A 25948-nucleotide genomic window follows, 5' to 3' on the forward strand; every position below is an offset into this window, starting at 1 on the left:
GGCCGTCGCGGTACAGGAGTCGGGGCGGAGGACTGAGCGGTGCTGCACCCGGCCGTCGTCGCGCTGCTCGCCGCCGACATCCTCCTGCTCCTCCTGGCGGTCCGCTGGCCGCTGGCCCGGCGCTTCGACGACTCCGACCGCGGATCCGGCCGGGTGGTCCGGCTGCCGCCCTTCCGCCGCCCGTCACTGCCGCGCGCGCTGGCCTTCCTGTCGGTCGCCGCCGCCGTCAGCACGGTGATCGTCGCCGTCCGTCACCCACGGCTCGACCAGGCGTACCGCTCGCTGGTCGCCGACACCCTGTCGGCCGCGGACGGCGATCCCCACCTGGCCGCCGTGTACGCGCACAGCCTCCCGCCGCTCGTACCGGCCGCCGTGGTCGGCTACCTGATCACCGTCGCGGTGGTCCTTCCGGCCACCCCGGGCCGTCGGCTGATGATCCTGGCGCACGCTCCGGTGTTCGTCGGGATGTCCGTCCTCGCCGAGTGCTGGGCCGCGCTCGTCGCGACGGCGGCCGGGCTGCCGCTCGGCCCGGTCCCCCTGGTCGCCCTCGTCCTCCAGTCCACGCTCGGCTACCTGCTGCTCTACCGGCTCGCCTTCACCACCTTCCGGCTGCCCCGTCCGACCCCGCTGGCCTCACGGCGACGCCGCGACTGGCCGGACAGTGCCGTCCTGACGCTCTGTCTGCTCGCCGCGCTCGCACTGGTCGGCGCCGCGGCACTGGCCCTGTTGCACCAGGTCACCGGCCATCCGCTGGCGGAGTTCCTCGTCCTGGTCAGCCTCCGCTTCTCCGTCTTCGACGTGATGCTGATCCTGCTCGCGCTCGTCGGCCTCGCCGGCCCGCGCCGGCCGTCCCCGCCCGTCGACGACCGCCCGCCCGTCGGGGTGATCGTGCCCGCCTACAACGAGGCCTCGGTGATCGAACGCCTGCTGCGCTCGATCGACCGGGCCGCGGCGGCGTACGGCGGGCCGGTGCACGTCGTCCTGTGCGACGACGGCTCCCTCGACGACACCCGGGCGCTGGCCGAGGCGGCCGTCGCGGCCTTCACCAGCGCCACCGGCGAGGTGATCCAGGGCCCCCACGCGGGCAAGGCCAGGGCACTGAACCTCGCGCTGGAACGCTGCACGGCCGAATTCGTCTACCGCGTCGACGCCGACTGCGCACTCGACCCCGACGCCTTCGTCCGGTCGGTCCCGCGCTTCCTCGCCGACCCGCGGGTCGGGGTGCTCGGGGCCCTCACCCTGCCCAAGGAGCCGTACACCACCTGGATCGACCGGATGCGGGCCGTGGAGCAACTGTTCACCTACGGCTTCAGCCTGGCCGCACTGACCACCGTGGACGCCGTGCCGTGCGTGCCCGGCACCTTCTGCGGCTTCCGGCGCGCGGCGGCCGTGGAGCTCGGCGGCTTCGTCGACGGCATGTTCGGCGAGGACGCCGAATTCACCTGCGCGCTCGCGCGGTCGGGCTGGCGGGTGGTGATGGACCCGCACACGGTCTCCTACGAGGACGTGCCGGTGAAACTCGGTCAACTGCGGGTCCAGCGATTCCGCTGGGGACTGGGCAACCTGATGAACTTCGCCCGCTTCACACCGTTCGGCCGGGGCGCGCCAGGACCCCGGTTCTGGTTCCAGCTGCCGAGGGCCGCCGGCGGCAGGCTGCTCTCACCGATCCACTTCTTCGTCCTGGTGCTGACCGTGCTCCACTGCACCCTGCAACCGCTGCCCCGGCACAACCTGGCCCGTTTCGCCGTCGTCTTCGTGCTGGCGCAGCTGCCGGCCCTGGTGCCGCGGATCTGCATCGTCCTGTACTACCGCAGAGCGCGGCTGCTCCTGTGGGCGCCGCTGTGGCCGGTGTTCGCCTTCCTGAAACGGTTCTTCCAGCTGGAGTCGATGCTGGCGTGCGGGGTCCGTCCGGTGCGACTGCCGGCCGGCCTGCGCACGTCCCCGCGTCCCGGCGCGCTCCGCGCCCACCCCACCGGGCCGGCCCGGTGAGGCGCTCCCGTGCGCAGGCGGCGGCCCTGCTCGGCGTGGCCGCGGCGGTGCTGGCAGGGTGTCTCGTGGTCACGGCCCGAACGGGCGCGCCGGACCGCCCGCAGCCGTCCCCCTCCCCCGCGCCGAGCGCCACCACCACGGCGGCCGTCTCCTGGATCGTCAGCGGCCGGACCCTGGGGCGGCTGCTCGCCACCGACCCCACCGGCCGGACCACCGCCCGGTCCTTCGACACGCCGGACGCCTACGTGCTCACCGGTGACGGCGACTGGGCCGTCCCGGACGGCTGGCACAGCACACCGACCGCCAGTTTCGACAGCTACGCCGCGCTTGAGGCGGCCCTGCGCGGCAACCGGCTGGACCCTCGGATCAAAGCGGTGCTCTACGACAACGAACACTGGCCCCAGACCCCGGCCGCGGAGCAGACCGACCCGGTCCGCTACGACCGGATGGCCGCGGACCTGGTCCACCGTCACCACCTGCTGTTCATCGCCGCACCCGCCACCAACCTCGTCGACGCGCTCCGCCCGGGCACGGGCGCAGGCGCCTTCGACACCTTCCTGAGCCTCGGGCTGGCCGGCGACATCGCCCGCCACGCCGATGTGCTGGACCTCCAGGCCCAGGGCGCGGAGGACAACCCGGCGCTGTTCGCCTCCTTCGTGACGGCGGCCACCGCCCAGGCCCGTCGGGCCAATCCCCGGATCAAGGTGATCGCCGGCCTGAGCACCAATCCTTCGGGCAGAGCCGTCGGAGCCGCACAGATCGACCGGGCCGCCCGGGCGGTACGCGCCATCGTCGACGGTTACTGGCTCAACGACCCGGCCGCGTCCGCCGCCTGCCCCGGCTGCACGGGCCCCTACCCCCGGACCGCCCTGGACACGCTGCGCAGGCTCGGCCAGGAGCCACCGGAAACCGGTCCGTCCGGATCCTGACGAGCACCGCGCGAACCGCCCCCAGGCACCTGGGGGCGCCGGCCGCCTCGCACGGCCGGCGGCACGGGTGTCAGCTCCCGGTGGGGCTGTGCGCGGCGGAGAGGTAGACCCAGGCCTTGGTACCCGAGGCGAGCAGCACCTCGCGGCGGGCGTAGTCGTCGACCTCGTAGTCGTCCGCGGCGGCGAGTTCCGCGTCGGTGATCGAGAAGACCGTGCCGTCGACGGCGTCGCCCGGCTCGCTCGATGCCAGCACCAGGGGGTGCTGGTCGGTGCCGCTGGCCGCGATCACTTCGGGGTCCGTGATCTCGATCATCGTGAGTCGGAACCCGGGCAGCGCGTCGGGTTGTCCGTCCAGCAGGCGGCCGAAGCTGCTGAGCTGCACCTGCTCCAACTGGAGTGTGCCGTAGGAGAAGAGACGCTGATCAGCCATTCCGGCCATGGTGCGGGACCTCCGGTTGCGCGGGCGATACCCCCGACTCTAGTCACCCCCGCCCACCGTGCGTGAGCGGAAAGCGCAACAAGCGCCAAGGACCCGGCCGCCCGGATCGGCTGACCACGGCACCGGCATCGACGGTCGACCCCGGCCGGGCCTCGGGCTCGATCGTCGCACTCGTGGGCCGTGCGGAGAGTCGACGCTCTGCGACCGGGTAGGCGAAGAAGGGACGATCCCCTCGGTCGGGAGGCCACCATGATCTTCCTCGGTCTGGTCCTTCTCGCGCTCAGCGGCACCTTCACCGGCCTGTTGATCGCCGACAACCTCGACAACGGTCCGACCACGCAGATCAGCGTCCTCGGCTCCGACATCGGCTCCTACACGGTGCCGAAGGCCTTCCTCGCGGGCGCCGCGCTCATGCTGATCTTCCTCACGGGCGTCGCCATGGTCTGGCGCGGCGCGGCCCGCGCCCGCCACCGCAAGGTCGAGCTCCAGGCCGCACGCCTCGCCGCCGCCGGGGCCGCGCCCACACCGGCCCCCGCGCCCGTACCCACCCTCGTACCGGCCGCCGTACCGGCCCCGACGCCGTGGGCCGACAGCACCGACACGACCGGGAGCTCCGACAGCCGGCCCGATCCCGCCCCGGCCGGCCTCGCCGGCGGAGCCACCGCGCTGACAGCCCGCAAGCGGGCCGGCGCGCCCCACGAGACGGACCCCCGGACCCGGCACTGGTGGCAGCGGGCCGGCTGACCTCCGGAACGAGCCCCGGGTGGACACACGCGGCGGGTGGGGTCCGGCACCCGTCCGAGCGGCGCCGGCAGGGGTCCGGGGTGACCATGGCCTCATGAACGTCCTTGAGTCGCCGTTCGGAGGCGACGCGACTGCCGAGCCGAGGAGTGACCCGTGACCGGCCAGGTGTTGGCGAGCTGGAACGAGGGTCCGGCCAGGCGGGCGGTCCTGGAGTACGTGGACCGGGCGACGACGCCGGGGACGGGGTTCGTGGAGCCGGCCGACCGGATCGCCGCGTTCGACAACGACGGCACGCTGTGGGTGGAGCAGCCGCTGCCGCCGCAGTTCGACTTCGTGTTCCGTGCCTGGGAGGAGGAGGTGAAGGCCGACCCGTCGCTGGCGTCACGGCAACCGTACAAGGCGCTCGTGGAGCGGGACCAGGGGTTCTTCGAGGGTCTGGCGACACAGGACCCCGAGGCGGTGGCGAGCCTGCTGGAGGCGTTCGCCCGGTCGTGGGCGGGGACGACGCCCGGGGAGTTCGACGCGCGGGTGCGGGAGTGGACCAGGACGGTGCGGGACCAGCGGTTCGGTGTCCCGTACGTGGAGCTGGTCTACCGGCCGATGCTGGAGCTGTTCGACCTCCTGCGGGCGAACGGGTTCCGGGTTTTCGTGTGCTCGGGGGGCGGCCGCGACTTCATGCGTGCCTTCGCCGAGGACACCTGGGGGATCCTGAAGGAGAACGTCATCGGCTCGGCGGCCGCCTACACCTACACCGATGGCAGGATCGTCCGCTCGCACGAGCTCCTGGGCAGCCTGGATCTGGGGCCCGGCAAGCCGGAGCACATCTTCGCCCACACCGGCCGGCTGCCGGCCTTCGCGGGCGGCAACGCCGACGTCGACATCGAGATGCTGCGCAGCGCCGCGTTCGCGCTGCTCGTCCGTCACGACGACGACCGGCGCGAGTACGCCTACACCAAGGGCGCCGAAGCCTCGCTCGCCGCGGCCGAGCGGTTCGGCTGGGCCGTCGTGAGCATGAAGGACGACTGGGCGACCGTGTTCTGACCAGGAGGACCCGTTGAGCGACCTGACCGCCGTCCGTGACCTGACCGCCGTCGACGTGCTCGTCAACCCGGACGGGACGACCCTGCGGCACGCCCACACCTGGAACGCCCGGATGCGCGAGAGCGTCCCGGACGGCTTCGCCCTCGACGCCTCCCACCAGCCGCACATCACCACCCTCCAGCGCTACGTCCGGACGGCCGACCTCGACGACACGTACGACGCCGTCCGCCGGACGCTGGCCGCGACCGACACCGGTGCCCTCTCCTACCGGGCCGTCGCCGTCAAGCACGCCGACTGGGGCGTGCCCGGCCAGGGCCTCGCGGTCATTCTCCTGCGGCCCGACCCGCAGGTCCTCGACTTCCAGGCCGCGCTGCTGGCCGCGATCTCCCCGTTCACCGAGTCCGGCGGCACGGCCGCCGCGTTCGTCACCGACCCCGGGGAGAGCATCAGCCGGAGCACCCTCGACTGGGTCGACGGCTACGTTCCGGCCCAGATCGGGCCCGACCGGTACACCGCCCACATCACCGTCGGCTTCGCCACCCTCGACGACCTCGGGACCATCGAGGCCGAACCGTTCGACGTATTCACCGTCCGCCCTGCCGCCGTCGCCGTCTACCAGCTCGGAAACAGCGGAGCCGCCCGTAAACTCCTCCGGACGTGGCCCATCCCGAACTGACCGGCTCCCGGTGTCGGCCGCCAGCCGGCCCACGCCGCCGGCCGCGGTCGGCATCCGTGCCGTCCGGCAGCCGGCCCGACGGCCCGACAGCCCGGGCCGGGGCCGGGGCCGGCGCCGGGGCCGGGGCCGGGGCCGGGGCCGGGTCGTCCGGAGTGGCAGGGCGGGCCGTTCCGTTCCGAGGCGTCCTCGGTGCCCCCGGCCGCGGGGTCACCGCGGCCGGGGGCGGGGCGTTCCCCGTTCACGCGCACCGATCGCAGCGCTCCGACCTCACACCTCCTGGACCTCCGGGTCAGCGGCCCCCGTCGCCGCAGGGCTGTCGGCCGAGGACCACCCGGTCGGCGCGGTCGGCGCGGCCGACGGATCCGGTGCAGGCTGCGCGTACGTGTCGGAGGGGCGCGGCGACGGCGATGGCCATGGCGATGGCGCTGGCGATGGCGACGGCGGGACCACCGGTGGCGGCGCGGTGGGACTCGGCAACGGCGACGGCGGGACCACCGGCGGCGGCGCGGTGGGACTCGGCGACGGCGACACCACCACCGGCGGGGCGGTGGGACTGCCGGACCCGGTGCCGCTCGGCCGCCCGTGCCGCGGCCTCGGAGGCTGCGGCCGCGGGTCGGCGAGCCTCCGCGGGCGCCAGGCTCCGCCCCTCGCCGGACCGTCCTCGGATCCGGACCGTGCGTCGTCGGGTACCGCTGGCGATCCGGTCCACGGCGACACCGGCCCCACGGTCGTCGACGGCCCCTCCGTGACGAGCGCCTGACCGGCGGACGGCGGAATCGGCGTGTCCGCGGAGACCGGCCGGGCAGCGCCCGCGGCCTGGAGCGGACCCGGGTCCGGCGTGGCCGCGTCGGTCGCCGTGGGCGACTGCGTCGTCGCCCCGGGAACGGCGTCGGGAAGCGCCTCAGGAACGGACTCAGGAACGGTGTCGGGAGCGGCGTCCGGGGCGGCGTCGGGAACGGAGGTGCCCTGCGGCCGGGGCGCGCCGTCCGCCGAGCCGTGAAGGTGCAGGCCCGCTGCGCCGGCGACGACGGCGGCCGACATCGTCAACGTCCACCACATGGCGCGGCGAGGGTTGTGCCGACCGGCGGAACCCGGAGCGCCCTGCGGGGCCGACCGCCCGGCACGAGCGACCGGAGGCGGGGCCTCGCAGGAGCAGGAGGCGCCCACGGGTGCGGACGGTTCGGATCCGCGTGGCCGCCCCTCCGGTGCGCCGTCGGGGGAGGCGGAGGCGCGCAGGGCGGCCGCGTATTTGCACGTCCTGCCGACGATGTCGAGGACCCGGGCCTGCCGAGCCGCTTCGGAGTCCTCCCCGTCGGCCCGCGCCTCGGCCACGCCGGAGGGCGGGAGCTGCCCCCGACGGGCGGCCTGCGCGACGCCCCGCAGGATCTCCAGCCGACACGCCTCGGGCAACGACGCCAGGACCTCCCCGGCGGGACCGGGCCCCGACCGGTGCGCCGCCGCGGGCGCGGCCGCCTCCCCTCCGGCCGCCCGGCCTCCGGGCGCCGCGGCGGGGGTGTACCGATCGGGGGACGCGACGGACCGCGTCACCACGGCGAGGCGCGGACCGGCCCCACCCCCCGGCAGCGGGGCAGGCCTCTGACCAACCGACCGCGGTGCCTCACCGCGGTGTCTGAAGGACTGCCAGGACGCTCCGGGCTCACTCAATGCTCCCCCTCGGGTGCGTTCGCGCACGCGGCGGTCCGCGTGCACCGGTCCCCTATAAGGGAGAGCCGTACGGCGCCACCGTCCCGCACCGTCACCAATGTGTTATCGACCGGCTTCCGGGGGAGTCGGGCCGACCTCGCCCGTCCGGGCCCGCCACGACCCCGTCCGGGCACCGCTCATGACGAACCGCGGGACGCACCGGCCGGCCGCGGGCCCGGTCGGATCCGGCCTGGTGGCGGGCCTTGTCGTCCGGTGCTCGACCCGGCGGCGAGTGCCGCTACGGTGCGCGCATGCACTTCATCAGCGCCGGTCTCCGCGCGCTCATCGACGCGACCGTCGGCAGCGATCCGCTGTGGCCGGCGGTGACGCTCCTCCTGCTGTCCGTCCTGATCACGGCCTCCGTCGGCGCGGTCCGCGCCTCCCGCCGGTAGCAGGCCCGGGCGCCTCGCGCTCCCGGTCGCCCTCCCGCGGGCGGCGCGGTCGCCCCGGGGGGCGCGGCGGGGACGTGTTCCTGCGCATGCGCTCCCGGCGAGGTCGTCCGGGCCGGGCCTCGGTCCCTGTGGGACGAGGTCGAGACCGCATGCCTGGCACTGGTGGGACACCCACGCCCGGCCCGTACCCACCCCGTCGCGCGGTCTCCTGTGCCCGGCCGACCGGCGTCCCCGCGGCCTGCGGCCCGGCCCTCGCCGACCGCGGACGTACGCGGTGGCCCTGGACGCGTTCACGGAGCGAGACGGATCACGGCTCCGACAGCGCCACCGGTAACTTCTCCCTGCCCACACCCAGCACGCGGCGAGCAGCCCGCTCGTCCCGCCCGTTCCCCGAGGGGGATCCCCGTGTTCACGGTCAACGAATACTTCGACGGCACGGTCAAGTCGATCGCCTTCCGGCAGGAGCACGGGCCGGCGACCATCGGTGTGATGGCTCCCGGGGAGTACCGGTTCGACACCGCCCGCCCGGAGACCATGCACGTGATCAGCGGAGCCCTGACCGTCAGGCTGCCCGACGCCGACGGCTGGGAGACCTTCGCCGCCGGGGCACGGTTCGACGTCCCGGGTGACAGCACGTTCCACCTCAAGGTCGACGGCGAGACCGCCTACCTCTGCGAGTACCGCTGACCCACCCACCGGCCGCATCCGGGCCGCAGGGTGCGATGCACGCGGGGCACCGGAGCTCCCGGTGCGGCCGACGAGGCGTCCTCGGGACGGCGCGATCCCGGGCGCCGGCCGGGGGCGGGGCGCGCCCAGGGGCATGCGCTGCGACTCGGCGGCGGCCAGCTGGCGGCTTGCGGTGAACTCCCGCCCGGAGAACAGGAGTTCACCGCTGAGGTCAGGCCGGCCGGGTCATGCGGTGGGGTCCTTCGCACCGGCGGCTCTGAGTTCGGCCAGCTGGCCGTACAGGGTGGACCGGGAGACCCCCAGGGCACGGGCGACGACGGGCGCGGCGCGGCGCACCGCGAAGACCTCGGCCTCGTCCAGTCGGGCGAGGACCGCCGCGCGGTCGGACCGGCTGAGCCGTTCGACCGGGCGGCCGCATTCGCGCACGTAGGCGCCGACGACATGTCGCACGCGCTCGCCGCAATCCTGCTCGAACAGCGGCTCGGGGCGTGACACGGTCGGGGCGCCGAATGCGGACAGTGCGGCCGCGGCCCGCTCCAGGGGCGTGCGGTCGAGATTGACGCACAGGACGGCGCTGGGCCTGCCGTCCCGATCGCGCAGCACGGCGCTGACCGATGCCAGCCGCCGGCCGTCCGCGCGCGGCCTCTCGTACGGTCCGGACACGTCCCGGGCCGGCGGATCGAGGGCGTCCAGTTCGCCGGGCAGCGACCGGTCCCCCGGCCCGCGGGCGCTCATCGGGTTCCAGATCGCCAGGATCCGATCCGCATCCGGGTCGTGCAGGACGACCTCGGCGCACGGGCCGAGCAGCAGTGCGACGGCCTGGCAGGCCGGAGCCCACATCGTCGTACGAGGGTCGGCGCCCTCCCCTTCGGTCCCCATTTCTGGACTGTAGATCCGAGATTGACGACATGTCCATGGATTGCCCGTACACGGAGGCCGGAAGGCGGCCCGGCGGAATGTGCGGGCGAGGCGCCGCGCCTCTGCGCGGAGGGCCTTTCCCCCGTCATTTCCCGCCCCGTGCGTGGAGCGTGGCGTGCTCGACCAGGACCGGCACCGACCGGATGTGAGTAGTCCTTACTCACGACGCGAAAGTACGGCGGTCGTACCTTGAAAGCGCGTTGCTGCACCGTCGCCTGACGGCGGAGGCGCAGGTCATCCAGTGCACGGTCGCCCGACGAACGCCGCAGCCGCGGCGGGCTTGTCAGGGTCGGCCAGGTCGTCGTCGTAGCACCCGATCCCCCCTGGTGGATGTCGAGGTGTTTCGGAATTGCCCATTCCTGCGGAGGTACACGTATGCCGCTTCAGCGGCCCCGTGAAAGAGCAGTCCTGCTTCTGGATCCGGTTCGCACCGGCGCACAGTACAAGCCGGAGGTGCTGAAGAGAGGCATGGCGGTCGTGTCGGTGTACACGGTGGCGCAGGACGTCATCGCCGAACGCTGGCCCGACCACGCGGACGGGGACGCGGCCAGTGTCTACGGCTCCGATCACCACCGGATATTCGACGAAGTGACATCGCTCGGCGTCGAGGTCGTGGCGGTGGTCCCGGCGATGGACTCGGCGGTGCGTCTCGCGGACCTGCTCGCCGACCTGCTGGGCGTGCCGGGCAACGGGAGCGAACTCGCGCTCCCGCGGCGGGACAAGGCCGCGATGCGCCGCCACGCCGAGAAGCACGGGCTGCGCATCCCGCGATTCGAGGTGGTCGCGGACCCGGAGCGGATCCCCGCGGCTGCGGCGTCCGTCGGCTTCCCGGCGATCTGCAAGCACACCACCGGCGGCGGCTCCCACGGAACACGGCTGGTCCCCTCGCCGGAGGCGGCGGCCGGGCTCCGGCGGTCCGGGCTGCACCAGCGGGATCTGTTCGGCAGCACGGTGACGCAGTGGCTGGTCGAACAGTACGTCCGGGGCCGGGAGTTCGCCGTGAACTGCTTCAGCCACGGCGGGCGGCACCGGGTGGTGGACGTGTGGGAGTACCGGCAGCCCGGCCCGCAGGACTACGACTTCCCCTACTGGGAGTCCGCCCAGATCTCACCGGACGATCCGGACTGGGAGAAGGTCACCTCCTACGTGCTGCGGGTGCTGGAGGCGTTCGACATCCGTCTCGGCCCCACGCACACCGAGGTCAAGGCCGCGCCGGACGGGGTCCATCTGATGGAGATCGGTACCCGGCTGCCCGGCGGGCCGATGACCGACCAGTGGCTGAACCACAGCGACCTGGACCCGTTCGAGCAGGCCCTGGACTGCTATCTCGGCAAGCAGCCGGCCTGTGTGGCCACCCCGGTCGCCTTCCGCAGGTTCTGCGGGGCCAGCGCCATCCGCAACGACGGCCCGGCGGGAACCCTCACCCGCATCGAAGGGCTGGAGGCCGTGCGCCGCATGCCCGGGGTGGACAAGGTGCTGTCCGTCTACCGGCCGGGCGACCATGTGCCGGTCACCGACAGCACGAGGAACATCCCCGTCGGCGTCTGGGTGGCGGCCGCCACCCCCGCGGGCGTCATCGAGCTGTTGCAGCAGGTCCGGGACACGGTCCGGCTGGTCATCCGGCCGGACGAGGGCGGTCCGCGTTGATCGACCTGCGCAGCGACACGCTCACCCGTCCGAGCCCGGAGATGGTGCAGGCGATGGTCTCCGTACGGCTGGGGGACGACAACTTCGGCGAGGACGCCGCCACGAACGAGCTGGAGGAGCACTGCGCCGCGCTCCTCGGCAAGCAGGCCGCGGTCTTCGTGCCGACGGGCACCATGAGCAACCAGATCGCCCTCAGGCTGCACACCCGGCCTGGTGATGACGTCATCCTGGACGCCTCGTACCACGTCAACACCTACGAGAGCGCCCCCAGCGCGGATCTCGCGGGCGTCTGCCTCCATCCGGTGGACACCGGCACGGGGATGCTGACACCCGGCGACATCGACAGGGCCATCGACGCCAAGGCGCGCGACCCGAGGTACGCGCGCCCCGCACTGCTGGCCTTGGAGAACACCGTCAACCACCGCGCCGGCCGGGTGGTGCCGCTGGGCCTGTTGCAGACGCTGTTCCGGCACGCTCGCGGCAGGGGCATGAGAGTCCATCTGGACGGCGCCAGGCTCTTCAACGCCTCCGTCGCCTCCCGTACGCCGCTGGAGAGTTACGGGACGACGGCGGACACGATCTCGGTCTGCTTCGCCAAAGGGCTCGGCGCCCCCGTCGGGAGTGTGCTGGCCGGCGACGCCGAGCTGATGGACCAGGCACGGTACTACCGCAAGTCCTACGGCGGAGCCCTCCACCAGAGCGGGCACCTGGCCGCCGCGGCACTCTTCGCCCTCAGGCACAACATCGCCCGGCTCCAGGACGACCACGCCGCGGCACGGCTGCTCGCCGAACGGCTGGCCCGCCAGGGCCTGTTGGACGTCGAGGGGCCGGTCGACACCAACATGGTGATCGTCGACACCGCGCGGAGCGGCATCACGGCCGCCGGGCTCGCCGAGGCGCTCGCGGACAAGTCCGTTCTGGCCATGCCCGTTGGGGCCCATCGGCTGCGGTTCGTCACGCACCTGCACATCACCACCGCGGACGTGCGGGCGGCAGCCGATGCCACCGCGGCCGTCACGGACACGCTCCGCGCGGCGAGCACGCGCTGACCGACACCGGTACCACCACGCGACACGTCGGAGGAAACCTCACCGTGGAACCTGCCCGAGACACCCTGCTGCTGATCGGAAGCGGCTCCCGGCCCTTCAGGGAGTACATCCTGCGATCGGTCTCCCGTCACTACCGCCTGTGGCTGCTGTCCCCGAGGGCACCCTCCTGGGAGCGTGGCTACCTCGCCGGTCACAGCCCGGTGGACCTCCTCGACGCCGCCGCGGCGGAGGCCGCCGCGACATCCGTGGCCCGCCGCACCCGCGTCACGGGGGTGCTGTGCTACGACGAGCTGAGCGTGGTCACGGCGGCCCACATCGCCCGGGCGCTGTCGCTGCCGTCCGCCGCGCCCGAGGCGGTGACCGCCTGTCGGGACAAGTCCCTGGGCCGCGAGCGCCTTGAGGCCGCCGGGTGCCCGCAGCCGCGCTGCGCAGCCGTGTCCAGCCTGGCGGAGGCACAGGACGCCGCCGCGGACATCGGGTACCCCGTGGTGGTCAAGCCCCGCTCGCTCGCGGGCAGCAACGGCGTCGCCCGGGCGGGTGGGCCGGGTGAGCTGGCCGACCACTACGCCACCGCGGCCCGTGCCACCTTCGGGGAGCACACCCGCCACGCACGCGGAGGGGTGCTGGTCGAGGAGTACCTGAGCGGGCCGGAGATCTCCGTCGACTCCGTCTGCCGGGGCGGCGAGGTCACCCCGTGGGGCCTGGCCCGCAAGCACATCGGCTTCGCACCGTGGTTCGAGGAGACCGGCCACACCGTCAGCGCCGGCGACGAGCTGATGGCCGATCCCGGCATCCTCCGGCTGCTGACCACGGCCCACGCCGCGCTCGGACTCGACCACATCGCCACGCACACCGAGATCCGGCTCACCGCGGACGGTCCGAAGATCGTCGAGGTGAACGCACGCCTCGGTGGTGACCTCATCCCCTACCTCGTTCACCTCGCGACCGGCCGCGACCTCGCGCTCGCCGCGGCCGACCTGGCCGCCGGACGCCGACCGGACCGGACCGCGGATGCGCCCGTCGCGCCGGTCGCCGCGATCCGGATGCTCTACCCGCCGCACGACATGCAGGTGACGCGGGTCGAGTTCGACACCGGCGCTCTGCCCGCCGCCGTGCACCGCGTCGAGTGCGTCGTCGCGCCGGGCACGCCGCTGAGGCTTCCCCCCGGGGGCCACGCCTCTCGCAGCCGCTACGGGTACGCCGTCGCCACCGCCGACAGCGAGGAGGCCTGCACGGGCGCCCTGGACGCCGCCGGGAACAGCGCACGCGTCTGCGGCACGCCGCTGGCGGAGCCGCAGGACTGACCCCTCACCCCGGACGATCACCACTGCACGAAAGGACCCGTGATGAAACGAATCGTCGCCGTCGTCTCCGGCGGACTCGACTCGGTCGTCCTCGCCCACCACCTTCGCCGGCAGGGACACCAGCTGCACCTGCTCTCCATCGACTACGGCCAACGCCACCGCAACGAACACGACTACGCGGCCCTCGCCGCCCGCCGCACGGGCTCCACCCACCACGTCGTCGACGTGCGCAACCTCGCCACCGTCCTGCCCGGATACTCCCTGACCGACCGGCAGGTCGACGTGCCCGACCGGTCGTACACCGAGACCGGCAGCGTCAACGTCGTCCCCAACCGCAACGTCATCCTCTTCGCCATCGCCTTCGCCCACGCCGCCGCGGTGAAGGCGGACGCGGTCGCGGTCGGTGCCGTGGCCGGCGACGACGCCACCGCCCCCGACAGCTCGGCCGCGTTCCTCGACGCCTTCAACACGATGGAGCGGATCGCCACCGCCGGGCTGGCGCCGCCCTCACTCGTGGTGGAAGCCCCGTTCATCACCATGCCCAAGAGGGAGGTCATTCTCCTCGGGCAGGAGCTGGGCGTCGACTTCACCGAGACGTGGAGCTGCTTCAAGGGCCGTACGAAGCACTGCGGCGTGTGCGCGGCCTGCCAGGACCGCCGCAAGGAATTCGCCGCCGCCGGGGTCGAGGACCCCACCGACTACAGCAAGGAGCAGGAACGATGCTGACGATCACCAAGGAATTCCACTTCTCCGCGAGCCACCGCCTGGACGGTCTTCCCGAAGGTCACCAGTGCGCCCGCCTGCACGGCCACAACTACGTTCTCGTCCTCGAACTCAGCGCCCATCCGGACCACCTGACGCAGGCCGGGTTCGTCCGGGACTACGGGGATCTGGCCACCTTCAAGAGGTGGGTCGACGTCACGCTCGACCACCGTCACCTCAACGACGTGATCCTCGACCGGAATCCGTCGGCGGAGAACCTGGCCAGGTGGATCCATGACACCTGGAAGGAAGAGCTGCCGGAGCTGAGCGGGGTGCGGGTCTCCGAGACGCCGAAGACGTGGGCCCGCTACGCGCCCGCGGCCGGGGAGTGAGCCGTGACGCGTCCGCGTCTCGTCGTGAACGAGATCTTCGGCCCCACCGTCCAGGGAGAAGGGCCGTCGGCCGGCCGGCGCTGCAGCTTTCTGCGTCTGGGGGGCTGCAACCTGTCCTGCCGCTGGTGCGACACCCCGTACACCTGGGACTGGAAGGGCATCGGCGACTCCGGCACCGCCTACGATCCGCGCGTCGAGCTGACCACACGCGATGTCGACGACGTCATCGGGGAGATCCTGCGGCTGCGCACCCGCCTGCTGGTCGTCTCCGGCGGTGAACCCCTCAGCCAGCAGGCCGGGTTGCTTCCGGTCCTCACCGCTCTCCGGGACGAGGGCGTCCAGGTCGAAATCGAGACCAACGGCACCGTCGCCCCGCTCGACCGGGTGGTGGACGCGGGTGTGCGGTTCAACGTCTCCCCGAAACTCGCCCACTCCCGCGACCCGTACGAGCGGCGCATCGTCCCTGCGGCCATCAAGAAGCTCAACGACACCCAGGACGTCGCGTTCAAGTTCGTCTGCCGCACCACGGGGGACCTGGACGAGGTCTCCGCGCTCCAGTCGTCCTTCGACCTGACCTCCGTGTGGATCATGCCCGAGGGCACCCGGGCGGCCGACGTCAACACCCACCTCCGGAACCTGGCGGCCGAAACGATCCGCCGGGGCTGGAATCTCTCCACCCGTCTTCATGTCCTCATCTGGGACGACAAACGAGGAGTCTGACCTCAATGACCGACATCACGTCCGCGAAGGCGCCTGCGCCGGCTGCCGCGGATCCGCTGGAGGACCTCGCCCGCGAGCTGCTGACCGAGATCGGCGAGAACCCCGATCGTGACGGGCTGAGGGACACCCCACGCCGCTACGCCCGCTGGTGGCGCGAGTTCACCCAGTACGACCCCGGGACCGTCGACACCACCTTCGAGAGCGTCAGCAGCGGCCAGACGGTCATCGTCTCCGGCATGCAGGTGTGGAGCCTGTGCGAACACCACCTGCTGCCGTTCACCTGCACCCTCGCCGTCGCCTACCGCGCCCGCAACGACATCCTCGGCCTGTCCAAGTTCGCCCGCATAGCGCACAAGCACGCGCACAGACTCCAGCTCCAGGAGCGCCTGGTCGCCGACATCGCCGACGAGATCGAGAAGACCGTCGGCTCGCCCGACGTCGCGGTCGTCGGAAGCGGCGAGCACCTGTGCATGACGATGCGGGGCATCAGGACCGGCTCGCTGATGACCTCCTCCCTCCTGAAGGGTGTGTTCGAGAAGGACGGGCCGGAGCGCACCGAACTGCTGGCCCTCCTGCAGCGAGTGGCCCGTTGACATCCCCGCACGGACCGGCCGGGGGCGACCCGGCTCCCCCGTCGGCCGATCCGTACCGGCCGTACAAGAAGGGCTACACCGCGCCCGCCCAGCTCCGCGAGGCCATCAAGGCGGCCCACCGCACCAGCCTGTGGCGCACCACCGCCTGCGCCGCGATCGACCACCTCGTGGCCATCGGCCTTGCCGTGGGGGCGGCGCGGGCCTGGACCGCGCTGCCCCCGGCCATCGCCGCGCCGGTGACCGTCGTGGCCCTGGCGGGCATCGCGCGGCAGCAACGAGCCGTGGAGAACCTCGTTCACGAGGGCTCCCATTACAACTGGAGCCGCCACCACCGCCGCGCCAACGACCTGCTCGCCTACGTGCTGGCGGCGCTGCCCGTCGGGCAGCGCCTCCGCTCCTACCGCGACTCGCACCTGCGCCACCACAGCCGGTTCGGTGCCCTGGACGACCCGGACCGCCGACGCTACGAGGAGCTACGCATCGAGGACATCACCCGCGGCACGCTGCCGCACTTCGCCCGCGAGCTCGTCGTGCGGCTGCCGCGCTACCAGTACGGCTGGCTCAAGGAGTTGCGCTCCGACGCCACCGCGCTGCTCGGGCCGTCGGTCTGGTCGGTGTGCGTCGTCACCGTCCCCACCTGCCTGGTGGCGGGCACCCGCACGGGGATCACCGCAGGCGTGGTCTGGCTGACGGCGCTCCTGCTGGTTCTGCCCGCCCTGCGGTTCGTCTCCGAAGCCGACGAGCACGTCTACACCGACAGCACCACGGTCTTCGACGCCACGGTCACCAACACCGGCCGGCTTCAACGTCTCCTCTTCCACCCGCACGCCGACGGGTACCACACCGTGCACCACATGTGGCCCGGGATACCGCACCACCGGCTCGCGCGGGTCCACCGCCGGCTCATGGCCGAGGACCCCGCCTTCGCGGCCCGCATCCGCACCAGGACAGCGGTCCTCGCCCCCGCCAGTGCGGCGCGTCCGGGCAGGGCCGCGTGAAAGGGCTGGCCGTCTACCGGAGCCTGTCCACGCTTCCGGGCTTCCCGTCCACCGCCGCGGTCGCCGCCGTCGCCAAACTGCAGTCCGGCGTCTTCTCGCTGTCCCTCCTGCTGACCGTCGCCCACTACCGGACGGTCGGGGAGGCCGGCATCGTGTCGGCGGCGTCGGCGGCGGGCGGGCTGGCCGCACCGGTGCGCGGATTCCTCGCCGACCGGCACGGCTACCGTCCCGTCCTGCACGCCGCCCTGGCGCTGTACCTGGCGTGCCTGGTCGGCGTCATCGGCAACGAGCACCGGCACGGGCCGCTGACGATCACCGTGCTGGGTGCCCTGGCGGCGGCCGTCACCGCGCCGCCCGTCGGTATCGCCACCCGCATGACGCTGCGCTCGCTCGCACCGCCGGCCCTGCGACCGAACATGATGTCCTTCGACGCCACGCTCACCGACGTCGGGTTCATCGCGGGTCCGCTGGTGGCCTCCGCGGTGCACACGGCGATCGCGCCGTGGGCGGGCGTTGCCACCGCTGCGGTGCTCACGGCCGTGGCGACGCTGCTGACCGCCCGCTCCGTTCATCTCCCCGCCCCCGCCGGGCCAGTGGAGCGAGGCGGGCGGGCGCGGCGTCCGCTCTCCCACCACGGCCTGCGCCGGGTGCTCGCCTGCGCTCTGCTGTTCTTCACCGGCGTCCGCGCGATCGAAGTGGCCTTCCCCTCGTGGGGAGCCGAACACGGCAGCGCCGCGCTCGGCGGGGTCCTGCTGAGCGTGATGGCCGTCGGCAGCGTCGCGGGCGGACTGGTCATGAGCGGGCTTCCCCACCGCCTGTCGAACACGATCACCCTGGCGGTGACGCTCGCCGTGCTCGCCGCCGCGACCTGCCTGATGGCCTTCGCGAGCCACCTGGGCCCGACCGTCGTCCTCCCGGCCGCCGCCCTGGTGGGCGTCGGCCTCGCACCCACCTTCGCCACCCTGTACGGCACCGCCGCCGCCCTGGCACCGGCCGGTGGGCAGGCGGAGACCCAGTCGTGGATCACCGCGTTCATGCACGCCGGCGGCGCGGCGGGAACCGCCGCCGCCGGCCTCCTCTCGGATGCCCACGCGGCCTGGGCCGCGATGGCGTTCGGCGCCACCGTCTTCGCGTCCGCAGCGGCGGCGACGCCGCGTCGTGCGCCGCCGAGCGCTCGTCGCCAGGCCCTGTCCTAGAGACCCGCTGTGCGGATCCCGCCCCCGACGGGTGGTCCCGCCCTGCCGTTCGCGAGGGGGTCGCGGCGGGAGGGCGGGACCGGTTCGTGGGGTGCGGTCACGGCGTCCGTTGGTTGACCCGGCGTCGGAGTCCGTCGGGCCAGGGTGCCGGTGGTGCGGTGCGGTCGGCGGGCCCGGCCCGTTCGGGGCCGGTCACGGCGGTGTACAGGGTCGCGCGCAGCGCCGCGAGCAGTCGGCGGCCGGTCCCGAGGGCCGTGGAGGCGGGCATCAGAAGAACGTGCGGACGAGGTCGACGACCGTCTCGCCCCGGGTCACCGGGATGAGCTGCCACTTGTCGAAGGCCGTGCACGGGAACGCGAGGCCGAGGCGGACCCAGTCCCCGATCCGGACGTCGTTGCCGGGCGCGAGCCGGACGAAGGCGTGCTGGTCGTTGACCGCGTTGACGACGCAGTCGCGCAGTTCGTGCGTCGACCCGTCGTCGCGGCGGACGGCCTGCGGCTCGGGCAGCCAGGCGTCGAACGACAGGTCCCGCTTGCCGGCCGTGACCAGGGCGAGGCCCGGTTCGGGCATCGAGGTCACCCGGCCCCAGGCGTGCAGTGCGGGGCGCAGCCTGCGCTCGGCGTCGTCGTCCCGGGAGAACGGGGACATCCACCGGTAGAAGCCGTCGTCGTGGGCGATGTAGCAGCCGCTGCGCAGCACCGGCAGGATGTTCATCCCCGGCTTCCAGGGCCGGGTGAGGGCGTCGGCCACCTGGTCGAAGAAGCAGCTGCCGCCCGCGGTGACCACGATGGTGTCGGTCTCGAACAGGTTCTCGTCGTGGAGGAGGGTGGTGACCTCGCGGAGCCGGTCCAGGAATTCGTCGATCACGCAGAGGCTGTACGGCGAGGGGTCGTTGACCAGGACGCCCTCGTAGCCGCCGACGCCGACCAGGCGCAGTGCGGGGCTCACGGCGGCGGCGCGGGCGGTGGCGAGGGCGTCCTCCGTGGTGCGGGCGCCGGCACGGCCACCGGTCCGGCCGATCTCGACGATGAGCTCGACCGGGCGGGCCGGTGCGGGATCCAGTGCGGTGAGGACGTCGTGCATCCGCTCGACGACCTCGGGCGAGTCGGCGAAGCAGATGAACCGGAAGGTCGGGTCGCGGTCCAGTTCCTCGGTGACCCAGCGCAGCGACGGACTGTCGACCAGTTCGTTGGCGAAGAGGACGGTGGAGATGCCGAAGGCGCGGTAGACGCGGAGTTGGGCGGTGTTGGCGGCGGTCAGGCCCCAGGATCCGGCGTCCAGTTGACGTTCCCAGAGCTGGGGCGCCATGGTCGTCTTGGCGTGCGGGGCGAGCTCGACGCCGCGTTCGGCGCACCACTTGGCCAGGACGTCGACGTTGTGTTCGAGGGCGTCGGCGTCGATGGTCATGATCGGGCCGAGGAAGCCGTCGTCGAAGACGTTGAGCCGGCGGGCGGCCAGCTCGGCGACGGTGGTGCCCGCGGCGGACACCGGTAGTCCTTTGAATCGCCAGTCGATGCGTTCGTACGCGAGCGCGCGGACGGCGTCCTTGTCGATCGGTCGGGCGGGGGAAGGGTGGGGCATGGGAACTCCCTGGGTGACCGTCAGCGGATCACGTGTCGTAGTGCTCGGGCGAACACCTCGGTGTCCTGCGTCGAGGTGTAGTGGTGCGGTGAGACGCGCACTGCGTGGTCGACGCCCTGTCCTGGCAGGTAGAGCGGTGTGTGGTTGCCCTGGGCGACCCAGACGTTGACGCCGTGGGCGGCGAGTTCGTCGCGGATCCGGGCCGCGGGCAGGTGCGCGCAGTCGAAGGTGAGAATCGAGGCGTGCCGCGTCCCGGGGTCGATCAGCCGGGTGCCGGGCAGGGCGGCGACGGCGTCCCGGACCGCGGCGCGGGCGTCGTGTCCGGTCCCGGGCCGGGCCGTGCGGGCCCGGTGGTGGCGCAGCGCCGCGTCGAGTCCGCGGACGGCGGCTCCCGAGCGCTCCGCGTACTCGAAGCGCCGTGCGCCGTCGGTGTGGACCTCGTAGTGGTCGGCCGCCGTCATGTCGGCGGCGTGGAGGTCGTGGAAGACCGGTGCGGCGGCGGCCCGCAGGCGCGGTCCGACGGCGGCGAATCCGGTGCCGCGCGGCCCGCACAGGAACTTGCGGCCCGCGCCGGTGAGCAGGTCGCAGCCGATCTGCCGGACGGAGACGTCGAGTTGGCCGACCGACTGGCAGGCGTCGACGAGGTACAGGCAGGGCCACGGGGTGAGGATGCGGCCGATCTCCTCCACCGGGTTGACGATGCCGCAGCCGGAGGGGACGTGCGGGACGGAGACGACGGCCACGTCCTCACGGATGGTGCGGCGCATCCAGTCGAGGTCGAGGTCCCCGGACGGGAGCAGGGGGACGACCTCGATGCGCAGACCGGTGCGCCGGCGCAGTTCGGTCCACAGGATGAGGTTGCCGGCGTACTCGTACGGGGTGATCCAGACGCGGTCGGCGTCGGTGAGGTGCAGGGCGGACACGACGGCGGTCCAGGCGCGGGTGGCGCTGTCGAAGAGGGCCAGGTCGTCGACGGGTGCGTCGAGGACGGCGGCGAGTTCCTCGTAGACGCCCTTCTCCAGGATGTCCGCGTGGCGCAGTTCCGTCTCGTACGCGCCCTCGGCGGCCTCCTGCGCGAGGTGGGCGTTCATGGTGTCCACGACCTCGGCGGGCATCAGGCCGGCGCCGGCGGTGTTGAGGTGCACGGGCATGGGGGGTTCTTTCGTCGGTGGGCCGGCCCGGGTCACCGGAGGCGGGCGAGCGCGGCGGCCTCGGCGAAGGAGCCGCCGTCGTCGATCAGCGCGGGGTCTCCGCCGAGGCGGCGCCAGCGGCGGTACTTGGAGGCGTAGCTGAGCAGCGTCTCCTGGTTCTCGCGGCCCCGCGAGCGGGTGAGGACGCCGGCCCACAGGCCGTCCCAGCGGGCGTAGCCGGGGTCCTGGAGCAGGACGTGGTGGGCGCGCTTCATGTTCCAGAACGGCACACCGGTGTTGAGGTGGTGGACCAGGTGGTAGTTGTCGTGGTGCCGGCCGAGCAGGAAGCGTTCGAGGGCCCAGCCGTGCCGGTTGCGGGTCATCAGCTTCTGCCGGGACTCGCTCTCCGGGAGCGGGTAGTGTTCGGCCAGCTCCGAGAGCCAGCCGATGGCGACGGCCGTGGTGAACAGCGGCACGAACCAGAACAGCAGCAGGTGGAGCAGCCAGCCCTGCCAGGCGCACACGCCGGCGATCGCTCCCCACTGCAGGAGCAGCAGGACCCGCTCGGTGCTCTGCCGGATCGGCATCGACACCGAGACGTTCTCGTTGAAGAGGATGCGGTCGCGCACGACGTAGGTGACGTACTGGGCGGTGCGCAGGCCCAGCAGGGCCGAGGCGATGTTGCGGGCGAAGAAGCGGGCGTCGGAGACCTGGTGGTCGTAGATGCCGATCTCCTGGTGGAACTGGTAGTCGGGGTCCTTCTCCGGGTCGCCGAGGAACCGGTGGTGGAAGCCGATGTGGGAGTTCCGGTAGGGGTTGTACATGTGCAGCACCAGGTAGCCCGAGAACACGGTGCCGAGGACGAGGTTGAGTCGTCCGCTGCGGGCGAGGACCTTGTGCGAGGACTCGTGCAGCAGGTTGACGAAGGCTCGTTGGGTGGAGCCGATGAGCACGATGGCTAGCGGATAGAGCCAGTAGGAGACGCCGACGCACGCGTAGATCGACGCGGCCACCAGCAGATAGTCGCCGAGCAGGGCGAGCGGGGCGTGGTGGTTGTCGATGGTGCACAGCGCCCTCAGCTGTTTCCGCACTCCGGGGTCGAGCCTGTTGAAGTCAAGACTCAGATCCTCGGTCTGTATGGACGTCGTCATTCTTCTTCTCCAGGACCTGGGGATGCGGGAAGAGGGTGAGGCGGAGCAGACCCCGAGCGTAGAAGCCAGGCACATGCTTGGCAAGCACTTGCCAAGCATCTTTCCAGGCTTTCACCTCATCAAATACCCCCGGTGGAGGGGCAGATGGGGATGCGGCGCACATCTGGAGGGGATCACACTTCCCATCATCTTGGCAATCAGACTTAAGGGTATTGCCACACGTGGCAACTCTCTGGCAGAGTCCTTGCCATGAAGCCTCGTGTACTGGTCCTGGGCGATCAGCAGACCCTGGTCGACGCGGCCCTCGCGCTCGGAGCCGAGGTGTGGTGGGCGCAGCGTCCCGACCGTGTCCGGCCCGACGAGACCGCCGCTCCGGTCGTGACCCTGCTGGCCGACTACACCGCTCCGGAGTTCGTCGACCTCGTCGTGCATCTGCACGCGTTCCGGCCGTTCGACGCGGTGGTGAGCATCCAGGAGCACGCCCTCCTCTCGCTCGCCGCCCTCAACGACCGGCTGGGGCTGCGCGGTCCGCGCCACCGGACGGTCCGGCTCGTGACCGACAAGTGGGCCATGCGCACGGCGCTCGCCGAGCACGGCGTGAGTCCGGTGGCGGCCGCCCTGGGACGGGACGCGGACGACCTGCGTGCGTTCGGCGGCCGGCACGGCTTCCCCTTCATCGCCAAGCCGGTGTCGGCGACCGGCAGCTTCGGGGTGGTCCTGGTCGAGCCGGACCGGGTGGACGGGATCGCCCGGCGGTTCGCCGACAGCGGGGCCGGCGCCTTCCTGCTGGAGGAGCACCTCGACGGACCCGAGATCAGCGTCGAGTCGTTCAGCTTCGCCGGCCGGCACGTCGTGCTGGCGCTCACCGACAAGTCGACCGGCGACGGTTTCGTGGAGGCCGGACACAGCGTGCCCGCCGAGCTGGACGCGGCCGCCGTCACCGCGGTGACCGATCTGGTCGGGGACTTCCTGGACGCCGTCGGCCTGACCGACGGGCCGTCCCACGTCGAGGTGAAGCTGACCGCCGCCGGCCCCCGGATCGTCGAGGGCCACTGCCGTCGGGGCGGTGACCGGATCAACGAACTCGTGCGCCTCGCCCACGGGGTGGACATGGAGGCGCTGAGTGTGGCCTGGGCGCTGGGGCTCGCCGAACCGCTGCCCGGGCCGCCGCCGGCGCTGCGCGGGTCGGCGATCAGGTTCGCCGAGGCGCCCTGCGGCGAGCTGGTGGCGGTGACCGGGCAGGACGAGGTCGTCGCCGATCCGGCCGTGACCGAGCTCCGGATCCTCCACGAGCCCGGCCGGCACATCGGGCCGGTCCGCTGGTCGGGGGACCGGGCCGCGTACGTGATCGCCACCGGCGCCACCCCCGCCGAGGCCGCGGCCAACGCGGCGGCGGGCGTGGCGGGGCTGGTCTTCACCGTGACACCGGGCCCGGCCGCGGAGCCCGCGGACCGCGCCCGTGACGACCAGGAGATCAGCCGCGAGAACGACCTCTCCCGGCTCGTCGGCTACCGGCGGACGGACACCGTCGACCATGGCTGAGACCGTCCAGCGGCCGCGCACGACGGCCGGGTTGAGCAGCTCGGCGCTGCGGCGCACCCTCGGCCTCAACTACCTGTGCTGCCAGTTCGGCAAGTTCTCCCTGATGCCGGTGCTGGCCGTGATGCTGGCCCGGGACAACGGAGGCAGCACCTCGGCCGCCGGGTTCCACATGTTCGCGTTCCTGCTGTGCGTGGGCCTGTCCTCGTTGCCGGTCGGCCGCTGGCTGCCGAGACTGCCGTACGCGGTGACCATGGCGGCCGGCATGGTCTGCTCGGGCGCCGGGTTCGGTGCGCTCGCCTTCACCGGCCGCCCCTGGCTCGTCCTGCCGGCACTGTGCCTGGCCGGATTCGGCAACAGCGTGCACGGTGTACTCGTCCGGGTCCTGGTGGCGGAGAGCCTGGACGCCGAGCCGGCCCGCAACACCGTCTACGGCGTCCTGCAGATCGCCACCAACGCCGCCGCCTCGCTCGGTCCGTTCGTCGCCGGGGCGCTCTACGTCGGCGGCGACAACCGGTCGCTGCTCGCGTTCGTCGCGATCGCCTACCTGGCCGCCGCCGTGACGCTCCTCGTCGGCCTGCCGTTCGGGCTGCGACCGCCGAGCACGCTGCGGCGCACCGATGGGGCCCGCGCCCGGATCCGTACGGTCCGCGACCCGCAGTGTCTGCGGGCGGTCGCGCTCACGGCGGCCGGCGCGTTCGCCTACGGGCAGTTCTACTCCGCGTTCGCGCTCTTCGTCGCCCTGGCCGTCGACTCCACGGTGCTCCGCGCGGTGCTGCTCGGCGGCCCGCCGATCCTCATCGTGCTGTTCCAGTCCGGGGTGACGCTCCTGACCAACCGCAGGCTGCGGGCCGGCACCGCGCCGCTCACCCTGCTGGCCCTCTCGGTGGTCGCGTTCGGCACCGGGATCGTGCTGCTCGGCGTCGGCCTGCCGGTGGTCGCCGGGGCGGCCGCCGCCGTGGCGGTGTTCGCCTTCGCCGAGATGCTGTTCGGCCCGATGGTGAGCATCGCCTTCAACCGCCTCACCAACGTCTCCCCCATCACCTCCTCCAACTTCCAGGGCGTCTCGCTGACCACCGGCGAGGCCCTCGGATCGCTGTCCGGCGGAGCCGTCTTCCTGGCCTGCTACCACCACGGCGCGGGCGACCGGTACTGGCTCGCACTCGGAGCGGCCACGCTCGCCGCCGCCGGACTCCTCCTGGCCCACGCCCGAACCACCCCCGTACGAACCGAGGAAGGACACTGACATGGAACACCTGAAGCGCATCGCGATCCTCGCCGAGGACGAGATCACCCCCAGCCCCGCCAAGACCCTGATGGGCATCCTGCGGTACCGCTCCGACCGCGTCGTCGCCGTGGTCGACCACCACAACGCCGGCCGCGACACCGGCGAGGCGGTCGGCGGCCTCGGCGCGGGCATCCCGATCGTGGCGGACGTCGAGGCCGCGATGGCCCTGCGGCCCGACGCGGTCCTGCTGGGCGCCGAGCCCACCGGCGGCATCCTGCCGCCGAGCTGGCGCGCCATGGTCCTCGACGCGGTCGGCAGGGGGCTGGACGTGATCAACGGCCTGCACACCATGCTGGGCGAGGACGAGGAGATCCGCGCGGCGGCCGAGCGCTCCGGCGCGACGCTCTGGGACGTCCGACGGGAGCCCACGGAGCGCTACACCGTCGAGTTCATGCCGGACGGCAAGCCGGTGTTCGAGATCAGGACGCACCGCCCGGGCTCGCGCACCGTGCTCACGGTCGGCACCGACTGCGGCATCGGGAAGATGACCACGATGCTGGAGATCGAGAAGGCGGCCCTGCGCCGCGGCCTCGGGCCGAAGTTCGTGGCCACCGGCCAGATCGGCACCATGATCACCGGCCGGGGCGTCTCGATCGACGCGATCATGGTCGACTACGTCGCCAAGATCATCGAGGAGGAGGTCTGCGCCGCCGTCGAGGAGAGCGACCTCGTCCTGGTCGAGGGGCAGGGCGCGCTCAACCACCCGCGGGGCTCCGGCGGACCGCTGTTCCTGATGCACGGCAGCCGCGCCGACTCCCTGATCCTGTGCCACGACCTGAGCCGGCCCACCATCAAGCTGCTCCCCGACTTCCCGCTGCCCTCCCTGGAACGCTCGATCGAGATGCACGCGGAGGGCGCGAGCTGGGTGTGGCCCGAGGGCCGCTGCCCGGTCGTCGGCATCTCGCTCATCACCCGCGGGCTGTCGGACGAGCAGGCCCGCGAGGAGATCGCCGCCATCGAGGCGGCCACCGGTCTGCCGGCCACCGACGTGGTCCGGTACGAGGACGGCGCCGCGAAGCTGTTGAACGCGATCCTCGCCGGCCCCACCGCCTGAGCACCCACCACCACCCCCACTCCCCCACTCCCCATGACACCCCGTCCGCTTGACCGTCCGACCGCACCACCGCACCACGACCCAG

The 25948-nt window shown here is 72.7% G+C and carries 26 protein-coding genes; 19 read left to right on the forward strand and 7 right to left on the reverse strand.

Going from position 1 to position 25948, the window contains the following annotated elements:
- Window positions 1-39 precede the first annotated feature (39 nt).
- Together ACIOFR_RS26435 and ACIOFR_RS26440 are read left to right on the forward strand one after the other, a co-directional pair.
- A complete protein-coding gene (locus ACIOFR_RS26435; protein WP_401001467.1) occupies window positions 40-1989 on the forward strand; it encodes a glycosyltransferase in 1950 nt (649 codons plus the stop codon).
- On the forward strand, window positions 1986-2918 hold the full coding sequence (locus ACIOFR_RS26440; RefSeq protein WP_401001469.1) for a hypothetical protein: 933 nt from the start codon (window positions 1986-1988) through the stop codon (window positions 2916-2918). The genes ACIOFR_RS26435 and ACIOFR_RS26440 overlap by 4 nt, the downstream gene beginning before the upstream one ends.
- A 70-nt stretch (window positions 2919-2988) precedes the next feature.
- Here the strand turns inward: ACIOFR_RS26440 and ACIOFR_RS26445 are convergent, their stop codons facing one another.
- Entirely contained in the window at window positions 2989-3348 is a 360-nt protein-coding gene (locus ACIOFR_RS26445) for a gamma-glutamylcyclotransferase family protein (RefSeq protein ID WP_401001470.1), read from the reverse strand.
- Between the two features lie 258 nt (window positions 3349-3606).
- Here ACIOFR_RS26445 and ACIOFR_RS26450 point away from each other — a divergent pair, with 258 nt between their 5' ends.
- The 3 genes from ACIOFR_RS26450 to ACIOFR_RS26460 all read left to right on the forward strand — a co-directional run bounded on the left by ACIOFR_RS26450 (window position 3607) and on the right by ACIOFR_RS26460 (window position 5818).
- Window positions 3607-4101: a hypothetical protein gene (locus tag ACIOFR_RS26450; protein WP_401001472.1), complete on the forward strand. Its 495-nt coding sequence runs from the start codon at window positions 3607-3609 to the stop codon at window positions 4099-4101.
- A 153-nt stretch (window positions 4102-4254) separates the two neighbouring features.
- On the forward strand, window positions 4255-5142 hold the full coding sequence (locus ACIOFR_RS26455; RefSeq protein ID WP_401001474.1) for an HAD family hydrolase: 888 nt from the start codon (window positions 4255-4257) through the stop codon (window positions 5140-5142).
- A 13-nt stretch (window positions 5143-5155) separates the two neighbouring features.
- A complete protein-coding gene (locus ACIOFR_RS26460) occupies window positions 5156-5818 on the forward strand; it encodes a hypothetical protein (RefSeq protein ID WP_401001475.1) in 663 nt (220 codons plus the stop codon).
- A 289-nt stretch (window positions 5819-6107) separates the two neighbouring features.
- Here the strand turns inward: ACIOFR_RS26460 and ACIOFR_RS26465 are convergent, their stop codons facing one another.
- On the reverse strand, window positions 6108-6527 hold the full coding sequence (locus ACIOFR_RS26465; RefSeq protein WP_401001476.1) for a hypothetical protein: 420 nt from the start codon (window positions 6525-6527) through the stop codon (window positions 6108-6110).
- Window positions 6528-7773: 1246 nt separating this feature from the next.
- Between ACIOFR_RS26465 and ACIOFR_RS26470 the strand changes: the two genes are divergently transcribed.
- Both ACIOFR_RS26470 and ACIOFR_RS26475 read left to right on the forward strand, forming a co-directional pair.
- Window positions 7774-7914 (forward strand): hypothetical protein, encoded by a 141-nt coding sequence (locus tag ACIOFR_RS26470; protein ID WP_401001478.1) that lies wholly within the window; start codon window positions 7774-7776, stop codon window positions 7912-7914.
- 405 nt (window positions 7915-8319) lie between these two features.
- Entirely contained in the window at window positions 8320-8601 is a 282-nt protein-coding gene (locus ACIOFR_RS26475; protein WP_401001479.1) for a pyrimidine/purine nucleoside phosphorylase, read from the forward strand.
- A 225-nt stretch (window positions 8602-8826) separates the two neighbouring features.
- Here ACIOFR_RS26475 and ACIOFR_RS26480 read toward each other — a convergent pair whose 3' ends face one another.
- Window positions 8827-9480 carry a transcriptional regulator gene (locus tag ACIOFR_RS26480; RefSeq protein ID WP_401001481.1) on the reverse strand — a complete coding sequence of 218 codons (654 nt, stop codon included), beginning with the start codon at window positions 9478-9480 and terminating at the stop codon, window positions 8827-8829.
- A gap of 492 nt (window positions 9481-9972) precedes the next feature.
- Between ACIOFR_RS26480 and ACIOFR_RS26485 the strand changes: the two genes are divergently transcribed.
- The 9 genes from ACIOFR_RS26485 to ACIOFR_RS26525 are packed head-to-tail and all read left to right on the forward strand — an operon-like array spanning window position 9973 to window position 18120.
- Window positions 9973-11166, forward strand: a complete 1194-nt coding sequence (locus ACIOFR_RS26485) for an ATP-grasp domain-containing protein (RefSeq protein WP_401001483.1) — start codon at window positions 9973-9975, stop codon at window positions 11164-11166.
- Entirely contained in the window at window positions 11163-12215 is a 1053-nt protein-coding gene (locus ACIOFR_RS26490) for a threonine aldolase family protein (protein WP_401001485.1), read from the forward strand. The genes ACIOFR_RS26485 and ACIOFR_RS26490 overlap by 4 nt, the downstream gene beginning before the upstream one ends.
- A 44-nt stretch (window positions 12216-12259) precedes the next feature.
- Window positions 12260-13519 (forward strand): ATP-grasp domain-containing protein, encoded by a 1260-nt coding sequence (locus tag ACIOFR_RS26495; protein WP_401001487.1) that lies wholly within the window; start codon window positions 12260-12262, stop codon window positions 13517-13519.
- Window positions 13520-13561: 42 nt separating this feature from the next.
- On the forward strand, window positions 13562-14245 hold the full coding sequence (locus ACIOFR_RS26500) for a 7-cyano-7-deazaguanine synthase (RefSeq protein ID WP_401001489.1): 684 nt from the start codon (window positions 13562-13564) through the stop codon (window positions 14243-14245).
- Window positions 14239-14613, forward strand: coding sequence for a 6-pyruvoyl trahydropterin synthase family protein (locus ACIOFR_RS26505; RefSeq protein ID WP_401001490.1), 375 nt, complete (start codon window positions 14239-14241; stop codon window positions 14611-14613). The genes ACIOFR_RS26500 and ACIOFR_RS26505 overlap by 7 nt, the downstream gene beginning before the upstream one ends.
- 3 nt (window positions 14614-14616) lie before the next feature.
- Window positions 14617-15333 (forward strand): 7-carboxy-7-deazaguanine synthase QueE, encoded by a 717-nt coding sequence (locus ACIOFR_RS26510; protein WP_401001492.1) that lies wholly within the window; start codon window positions 14617-14619, stop codon window positions 15331-15333.
- Window positions 15334-15338: 5 nt separating this feature from the next.
- Entirely contained in the window at window positions 15339-15926 is a 588-nt protein-coding gene (gene folE, locus ACIOFR_RS26515) for a GTP cyclohydrolase I (RefSeq protein WP_401001493.1), read from the forward strand.
- Window positions 15923-16924 carry a fatty acid desaturase family protein gene (locus ACIOFR_RS26520; protein ID WP_401001495.1) on the forward strand — a complete coding sequence of 334 codons (1002 nt, stop codon included), beginning with the start codon at window positions 15923-15925 and terminating at the stop codon, window positions 16922-16924. The genes folE and ACIOFR_RS26520 overlap by 4 nt, the downstream gene beginning before the upstream one ends.
- Window positions 16921-18120: an MFS transporter gene (locus ACIOFR_RS26525; RefSeq protein WP_401001497.1), complete on the forward strand. Its 1200-nt coding sequence runs from the start codon at window positions 16921-16923 to the stop codon at window positions 18118-18120. The genes ACIOFR_RS26520 and ACIOFR_RS26525 overlap by 4 nt, the downstream gene beginning before the upstream one ends.
- Window positions 18121-18217: 97 nt before the next feature.
- Here ACIOFR_RS26525 and ACIOFR_RS26530 read toward each other — a convergent pair whose 3' ends face one another.
- From ACIOFR_RS26530 to ACIOFR_RS26545, 4 genes are read right to left on the reverse strand one after another with little or no spacing between them, the layout of a single operon-like run.
- Window positions 18218-18388: a hypothetical protein gene (locus tag ACIOFR_RS26530; RefSeq protein WP_401001498.1), complete on the reverse strand. Its 171-nt coding sequence runs from the start codon at window positions 18386-18388 to the stop codon at window positions 18218-18220.
- Window positions 18388-19701 carry an alanine racemase gene (locus ACIOFR_RS26535; protein WP_401001499.1) on the reverse strand — a complete coding sequence of 438 codons (1314 nt, stop codon included), beginning with the start codon at window positions 19699-19701 and terminating at the stop codon, window positions 18388-18390. The genes ACIOFR_RS26530 and ACIOFR_RS26535 overlap by 1 nt, the downstream gene beginning before the upstream one ends.
- 20 nt (window positions 19702-19721) lie before the next feature.
- Window positions 19722-20852 carry an aminotransferase class V-fold PLP-dependent enzyme gene (locus ACIOFR_RS26540; protein ID WP_401001500.1) on the reverse strand — a complete coding sequence of 377 codons (1131 nt, stop codon included), beginning with the start codon at window positions 20850-20852 and terminating at the stop codon, window positions 19722-19724.
- Window positions 20853-20884: 32 nt separating this feature from the next.
- Window positions 20885-21982, reverse strand: a complete 1098-nt coding sequence (locus ACIOFR_RS26545; protein ID WP_401001502.1) for a fatty acid desaturase — start codon at window positions 21980-21982, stop codon at window positions 20885-20887.
- Window positions 21983-22231: 249 nt separating this feature from the next.
- Between ACIOFR_RS26545 and ACIOFR_RS26550 the strand changes: the two genes are divergently transcribed.
- Genes ACIOFR_RS26550 through ACIOFR_RS26560 form a run of 3 tightly spaced genes read left to right on the forward strand, consistent with a single transcriptional unit; the run spans window position 22232 to window position 25863 of the window.
- Window positions 22232-23524 carry an ATP-grasp domain-containing protein gene (locus ACIOFR_RS26550; RefSeq protein WP_401001504.1) on the forward strand — a complete coding sequence of 431 codons (1293 nt, stop codon included), beginning with the start codon at window positions 22232-22234 and terminating at the stop codon, window positions 23522-23524.
- Complete coding sequence (locus ACIOFR_RS26555; protein ID WP_401001506.1) at window positions 23517-24767, forward strand: MFS transporter; 1251 nt, start codon at window positions 23517-23519, stop codon at window positions 24765-24767. Before ACIOFR_RS26550 ends, ACIOFR_RS26555 begins: the two co-directional genes overlap by 8 nt.
- 1 nt (window position 24768) lies before the next feature.
- The gene (locus ACIOFR_RS26560; RefSeq protein ID WP_401001507.1) at window positions 24769-25863 is read left to right on the forward strand and encodes a DUF1611 domain-containing protein; all 1095 of its coding nucleotides are present in this window, start codon (window positions 24769-24771) and stop codon (window positions 25861-25863) included.
- Window positions 25864-25948 lie beyond the last annotated feature (85 nt).

The sequence above is a fragment of the Kitasatospora sp. NPDC088346 genome (assembly GCF_044740765.1).
Taxonomy (GTDB): Bacteria; Actinomycetota; Actinomycetes; order Streptomycetales; family Streptomycetaceae; genus Kitasatospora.

What these genes read in the sequence shown, in the direction of transcription:
- ACIOFR_RS26555 (WP_401001506.1), top strand. Translation starts at nt 23,517, where the DNA reads ATGGCTGAGACCGTCCAGCGGCCGCGCACGACGGCCGGGTTGAGCAGC.
- ACIOFR_RS26470 (WP_401001478.1), top strand. Translation starts at nt 7,774, where the DNA reads ATGCACTTCATCAGCGCCGGTCTCCGCGCGCTCATCGACGCGACCGTC.
- ACIOFR_RS26450 (WP_401001472.1), top strand. Translation starts at nt 3,607, where the DNA reads ATGATCTTCCTCGGTCTGGTCCTTCTCGCGCTCAGCGGCACCTTCACC.
- ACIOFR_RS26445 (WP_401001470.1), bottom strand. Translation starts at nt 3,348, where the DNA reads ATGGCTGATCAGCGTCTCTTCTCCTACGGCACACTCCAGTTGGAGCAG.
- folE (WP_401001493.1), top strand. Translation starts at nt 15,339, where the DNA reads ATGACCGACATCACGTCCGCGAAGGCGCCTGCGCCGGCTGCCGCGGAT.
- ACIOFR_RS26545 (WP_401001502.1), bottom strand. Translation starts at nt 21,982, where the DNA reads ATGACGACGTCCATACAGACCGAGGATCTGAGTCTTGACTTCAACAGG.
- ACIOFR_RS26535 (WP_401001499.1), bottom strand. Translation starts at nt 19,701, where the DNA reads ATGCCCCACCCTTCCCCCGCCCGACCGATCGACAAGGACGCCGTCCGC.
- ACIOFR_RS26530 (WP_401001498.1), bottom strand. Translation starts at nt 18,388, where the DNA reads ATGCCCGCCTCCACGGCCCTCGGGACCGGCCGCCGACTGCTCGCGGCG.
- ACIOFR_RS26500 (WP_401001489.1), top strand. Translation starts at nt 13,562, where the DNA reads ATGAAACGAATCGTCGCCGTCGTCTCCGGCGGACTCGACTCGGTCGTC.
- ACIOFR_RS26560 (WP_401001507.1), top strand. Translation starts at nt 24,769, where the DNA reads ATGGAACACCTGAAGCGCATCGCGATCCTCGCCGAGGACGAGATCACC.
- ACIOFR_RS26480 (WP_401001481.1), bottom strand. Translation starts at nt 9,480, where the DNA reads ATGGGGACCGAAGGGGAGGGCGCCGACCCTCGTACGACGATGTGGGCT.
- ACIOFR_RS26550 (WP_401001504.1), top strand. Translation starts at nt 22,232, where the DNA reads ATGAAGCCTCGTGTACTGGTCCTGGGCGATCAGCAGACCCTGGTCGAC.
- ACIOFR_RS26505 (WP_401001490.1), top strand. Translation starts at nt 14,239, where the DNA reads ATGCTGACGATCACCAAGGAATTCCACTTCTCCGCGAGCCACCGCCTG.
- ACIOFR_RS26540 (WP_401001500.1), bottom strand. Translation starts at nt 20,852, where the DNA reads ATGCCCGTGCACCTCAACACCGCCGGCGCCGGCCTGATGCCCGCCGAG.